At 43.2% G+C, this 4329-nt stretch carries 6 protein-coding genes and 1 pseudogene; 6 read left to right on the top strand and 1 reads right to left on the bottom strand.

From position 1 onward, the window contains the following. Positions 1-101: 101 nt before the first annotated feature. Positions 102-611, bottom strand: coding sequence for a Uma2 family endonuclease (locus F6J94_RS30985; protein WP_293047289.1), 510 nt, complete (start codon positions 609-611; stop codon positions 102-104). Between the two features lie 146 nt (positions 612-757). Between F6J94_RS30985 and F6J94_RS30980 the strand changes: the two genes are divergently transcribed. From F6J94_RS30980 to F6J94_RS30955, 6 genes and pseudogenes are all read left to right on the top strand, one after another. After that, complete coding sequence (locus tag F6J94_RS30980) at positions 758-955, top strand: hypothetical protein (RefSeq protein ID WP_293047287.1); 198 nt, start codon at positions 758-760, stop codon at positions 953-955. A gap of 75 nt (positions 956-1030) precedes the next feature. After that, a pseudogene (locus F6J94_RS30975) lies at positions 1031-1852 on the top strand (extracellular solute-binding protein); the annotation flags it as partial. Positions 1853-1936: 84 nt separating this feature from the next. Beyond that, positions 1937-2311, top strand: a complete 375-nt coding sequence (locus tag F6J94_RS30970; RefSeq protein ID WP_293047291.1) for a vWA domain-containing protein — start codon at positions 1937-1939, stop codon at positions 2309-2311. A gap of 377 nt (positions 2312-2688) precedes the next feature. After that, positions 2689-3036: a hypothetical protein gene (locus F6J94_RS30965; protein ID WP_293047285.1), complete on the top strand. Its 348-nt coding sequence runs from the start codon at positions 2689-2691 to the stop codon at positions 3034-3036. An 18-nt stretch (positions 3037-3054) separates the two neighbouring features. Then, positions 3055-3438, top strand: coding sequence for a hypothetical protein (locus F6J94_RS30960; protein WP_293047283.1), 384 nt, complete (start codon positions 3055-3057; stop codon positions 3436-3438). Positions 3439-3713: 275 nt separating this feature from the next. Continuing rightward, positions 3714-4154, top strand: a complete 441-nt coding sequence (locus F6J94_RS30955; protein WP_293047281.1) for a substrate-binding domain-containing protein — start codon at positions 3714-3716, stop codon at positions 4152-4154. Positions 4155-4329 lie beyond the last annotated feature (175 nt).

Here is a 4329-nt window from a genome sequence, read left to right as displayed (position 1 = left end):
CCAAGCGTGGACAATCCCAGCAGCAGTGAGTAACTTTTTGGGAGCAATCCATACCATGGCTAGGAAAACTGTGTTCACTCCAACAGCAACTAGCCAAGGATTTAAAGAAAGAATATCATCAAGCATAAACGGGGACTCACCCAACCCAGCATCTGGGGGATGGGTTCTAGTTTTTTTCCTGAAGGCAACCAGCCTTTTAGTTTTGCTCTATTTGGATCATAGAGATAGTACTCTTCTACTCCATGGGTCCGGTAAAACTTGAGTTTATCGTCTTCTAATTCCTTGATGGTGTTGGTTTCTGATGCTATTTCAAAGGTGACTTGGGGATTAAGATTATCTTCAACCCAGGTCTTGTAAGAACGCCGATGCCCTTTGGGTCTACCGATAACTACCATCACATCCGGGGCTTGGTTGATTTTGGGTTGTCCTTGTATTGGATACCACAACAAATCCCCAGCAATGAATACATTAGGGTCATCTTTGAAGTGGACTTCCAGGCCATACTTAATGGTGGTAATTAGTTCAAATTGAAGGGTATTGTCGGCCATGGGTTTCCCGTCACTTTCGGGATAGAAGATGTCATCGGTGGTGGGAGTAATTTGCTGAATCATAGGATAAATTTTCACCAAATACTGGAAGCCTATTCTATCTTATCACACCCCATAAAAAACTACCATTTTAACAGAGTTTTGGTGAAGCAAACGTGTTATAATTTAATTGGTGCTTGATCTTAGATTCAACAACTAAGGGATGTGTGATGTTTAATTATAGCAATCTCCCCAAGATTTTCCCTTCAATCTCTTGGAAACTCTCTTTGGTACCGGTATCTTCTGTTCTCTTGCTCCTTGGTGCTTGTCAGAATAGTCCAACAATCAACCAAACAGTTAACCGAGGTTTAGAAATTCGCTTTCTGGCAGGGAGTGACTTAAAAGATTTTTGCGATCGCGTAGCGTGACCTTCGGTCAATCGCGCTGCAACCAAACTCAATAACTCCCAGCCTTTACTAAAGGATGGTACTCCCTTTTATCTAACCTGCGATACTAAAGGAAGTGGGGATGTGGTGGAGGAAGTTCTTAATCTTACTAAACAATTGCAATCCGGTGCGATCGCTCCTGAAGACTCCCAATTTCCTACTTTAATTTCTGTCGATGGAGAAATTTACCAGAGTCAGCTGATATTCCAGATTAATAAAATTTTTCCAGGACAAAACTATCTCCCAGATTTAACTGAATCACCTCTGCTTGCTTACAGTCCGATGGTCTTTATGACCCAAACTGATTTAGCCGGAAGTTTAGCAGCAGTGGACGATCTCTATGTTTCCTTGGTAGGGGCGAAAAATCACCAGGATCTAGACCCCAAGGCGGCTCCTTTACCAATAACCTACGTTCACACTGCTCCAACCCTTTCTAATTCTGGCTTGCAAACCCTAGTGGCTCAATTTGCTTCGGTTTCCGGTAAGCGTCCTGAAGAACTCACCATAGCTGATGTAAAAAAATACCAAGATCGGGTTCAGAAAATCCAAAACAAAATAACCCGTTACGGCAAATCCACCGGGTCTTTAGCGAAATCGATGGTGAAAAACGGTCCGTTTTGGGCTTCTGTGGGCTCTGTCTACGAATCCTTAGTGATTTCTGCCAACAGCCAAGGTAATAATACGGTTAACTATCAAGCGGTTTATCCTTCTGCTACCTTCAGTTCTAACATCCGCGCCATCCTCCCCAATGCCCCATGGGTGAGTGAAAAAGAGAAAGCAGCAGGGGAAAAAGTTATTGAATTCCTACGGCAACCAGAAACCCAAAAAATTGCGGTAGACTTGGGCTTACGTCCAGGGATTCCAGGGGTGCCCCTTGGCAGTAAGTTTTCCTCTGAATTTGGGGTACAAGCTAATCCTAAATACGATTCCTACCGTCCTCCTAAACCGGAAGTGGTAGAAGCGATGTTGCAAAGTTGGCAAAGCTACGCCAAAAAACCTTCCCAAGTTGCTTTAGTCGTAGATGTTTCCGGTTCTATGAGAGGTGAGAAACTCTCGGCTGTGCAGAATACGTTACTGAACTACGTGCAGAATATCGGTTCAAGGGAAAAGATAGCGATTATTCCTTTCAGTAATGAGATTAAGCAGCCATTTATGGTGGAAGGAACACCCCAAGGAAAAGCTGAGGGTATAAAATTTATCGGTAGTCTGAAAGCTGGGGGAGGAACTCGATTATATGATAGTGCTATTTTTGCTCGGAACTGGTTAAAACAAAATTTTAAAACAGACGCAATTAATGCGGTGTTGATTTTAACCGATGGTCATGATTCTGGCTCATAAATTACTCTCGACCGCCTCTCACAACAATTACAAAGCAGTAACTTTGAAGCGGATGAAAGTATTGCTTTTTTCACCGTCGGTTACGGCAAACAATGAGAATTTAGTCCTCAAGTATTGCAAACAATTGCTGAACTAAATGGGGGCTATTATCGTCAGGGCAATCCCGAAACGATTTCTAAGTTGATCGCAGATTTACAAGTTGAGTTTTAAGTAAATTATAGCAGTTATCAATTGGATGAGGTACAAAGATCTTGGTTTTAGGGAGCAGGGAGCAGGGAGCAGGGAGCAGGAAAAAAAATTACATGTACCTCATAATATTAGTTGTCGCAATATAGTTAAAGTTAATTATCAGTCGCTGATTACCGATTACCAAACCCATGTTAACCTTTGCAAATCCTCTTCATTATCCCCTAGCGGTCTTAGCAGGAGGTGTAGTCCTGGCGATCGCAGTACGAGTTGCTCGACTTCCCAGCCCCATGGCTATTCCCCTAGCAGGAGTGGTGACGGTGGCTGGTGCTACTGTTCTTAAGCAAAAGGAAAGTCAACGACCCCCGACTCTACAAAACCCTGCTTTGGAAAGAGAATTACAACAGGTACGACAACAGGCTCAACTGATTGCTCAGAAAGCAGAAAGCCTGCGCTCAGAATCGGAAAAACTTGCCCTTGCTACCACCGAAATGGAGCTACTTTCTACGATTCAATTCGCATGCGATCGCGTAGCGTGACCTTCGGTCAATCGCGCTTTGGAATTACCCACCAAAATTGACCAATTCTCCCAACGTCTCCATGGTACCGACTCCCTGCTTTCGGTAACCGATTTACAGCAACAGTTGCAAGAAGTAGAAGCCAAACAAAATAATAGTTCTGGAGTCGCTAGGCAACAATTACAACAATTAGCGACCAGCTTGCAGCACAACATTACCCTGGCTCGACAAGGGGAAGATGCTAGACAAGCCCAGGTGATTGCTCTAGCTACTTTGATTACTGATACTGCGGGAGTTCTACAACAGTTGCAGAATCGCCTGCGCACAAGCAATTTAGAAGATACCCAAACCGTGGAAGAATTGCGCTCCCTCAGTACCGAATTGGCAGGTTTTCAAGACAATATGGCTCTTTTCCTCTCTTAACTAGATAGTAAGCTAATGCGCTACGCGCACGCTACTTGAGGTGCTATCAGCTATCAGCTATATGCTATATGCTATCAGCTATAGCGGTTTTCAATACCCAATTGTAAACTGCTGTAAATAACTTAAGTTTAATACCAACTGATCTATTCCCTGTTCCCTGTTCCCTGTTCCCTATTCCCTATTCTCTCTTCTCTCTTCCCTGTTCCCTGTTCCCTGTTCCCTGTTCCCTAAAAAATCAGAAAACTCAATAAAGTCGCAAGCCGCTATAATAATTCATGGATAATAAAACCAATAAAACAATTACCTCCTTGGGTATTATTGCTGTTTCCCTAGGCATTGCCTACGCTCCTTTACCAGGATTAAACCAAACCCTTTATGTCGTCACTGGAACAGAATTGCAAGAACCCCTCGCTGTTCTGGAACAACGTTTTGAAGAAACCTATTCTAATATTAACATCGAATTTAAATTCCAAGGCTCCCAGGAATTAGTAAATCGCTATCTCGATGAAAAGAAGGATTTTAAACCCACAATTTTAATTCCCGCTAATGGGGTTTTGTTGAATGAGTTAAGCGATCGCTGGCAAGCCCAAAACACTAGTGAACCTTTTTATGATAACCCCCAACCCATTGCCAAAACCCTCTTAGTAGGTATTGCTTGGCCAGAACGGGGACAAGTTCTGTTTCCCGATGGTCGTTTTCAATGGTTAAAACTATAAAATGCCATGAAAAAGCGCAATTGGCAGGAGATTGGAGGCAATCCTAACTGGGGTAGTTTTGACTTTGTGACTACCGATCCTAATCGTTCCAATAGCGGACAACTGACCTTAAGTATAGGGACACAGAGTAATTCTGGGGGCGCAACCTTATCCCCAACTAATTTTAATAGCTCGA

This window comes from Moorena sp. SIO1F2 (genome assembly GCF_010672755.1).
Lineage (GTDB): Bacteria > Cyanobacteriota > Cyanobacteriia > Cyanobacteriales > Coleofasciculaceae > Moorena.
Note: the sequence above shows the minus strand (reverse complement) of the source record. Positions and strands in the feature narration are given on the sequence as shown.

Excerpts from the sequence above, each read along its gene's own strand:
- F6J94_RS30955 (WP_293047281.1), top strand. The coding sequence starts at position 3,714 with ATGGATAATAAAACCAATAAAACAATTACCTCCTTGGGTATTATTGCT.
- F6J94_RS30970 (WP_293047291.1), top strand. The coding sequence starts at position 1,937 with ATGTTGCAAAGTTGGCAAAGCTACGCCAAAAAACCTTCCCAAGTTGCT.
- F6J94_RS30965 (WP_293047285.1), top strand. The coding sequence starts at position 2,689 with ATGTTAACCTTTGCAAATCCTCTTCATTATCCCCTAGCGGTCTTAGCA.
- F6J94_RS30985 (WP_293047289.1), bottom strand. The coding sequence starts at position 611 with ATGATTCAGCAAATTACTCCCACCACCGATGACATCTTCTATCCCGAA.
- F6J94_RS30980 (WP_293047287.1), top strand. The coding sequence starts at position 758 with ATGTTTAATTATAGCAATCTCCCCAAGATTTTCCCTTCAATCTCTTGG.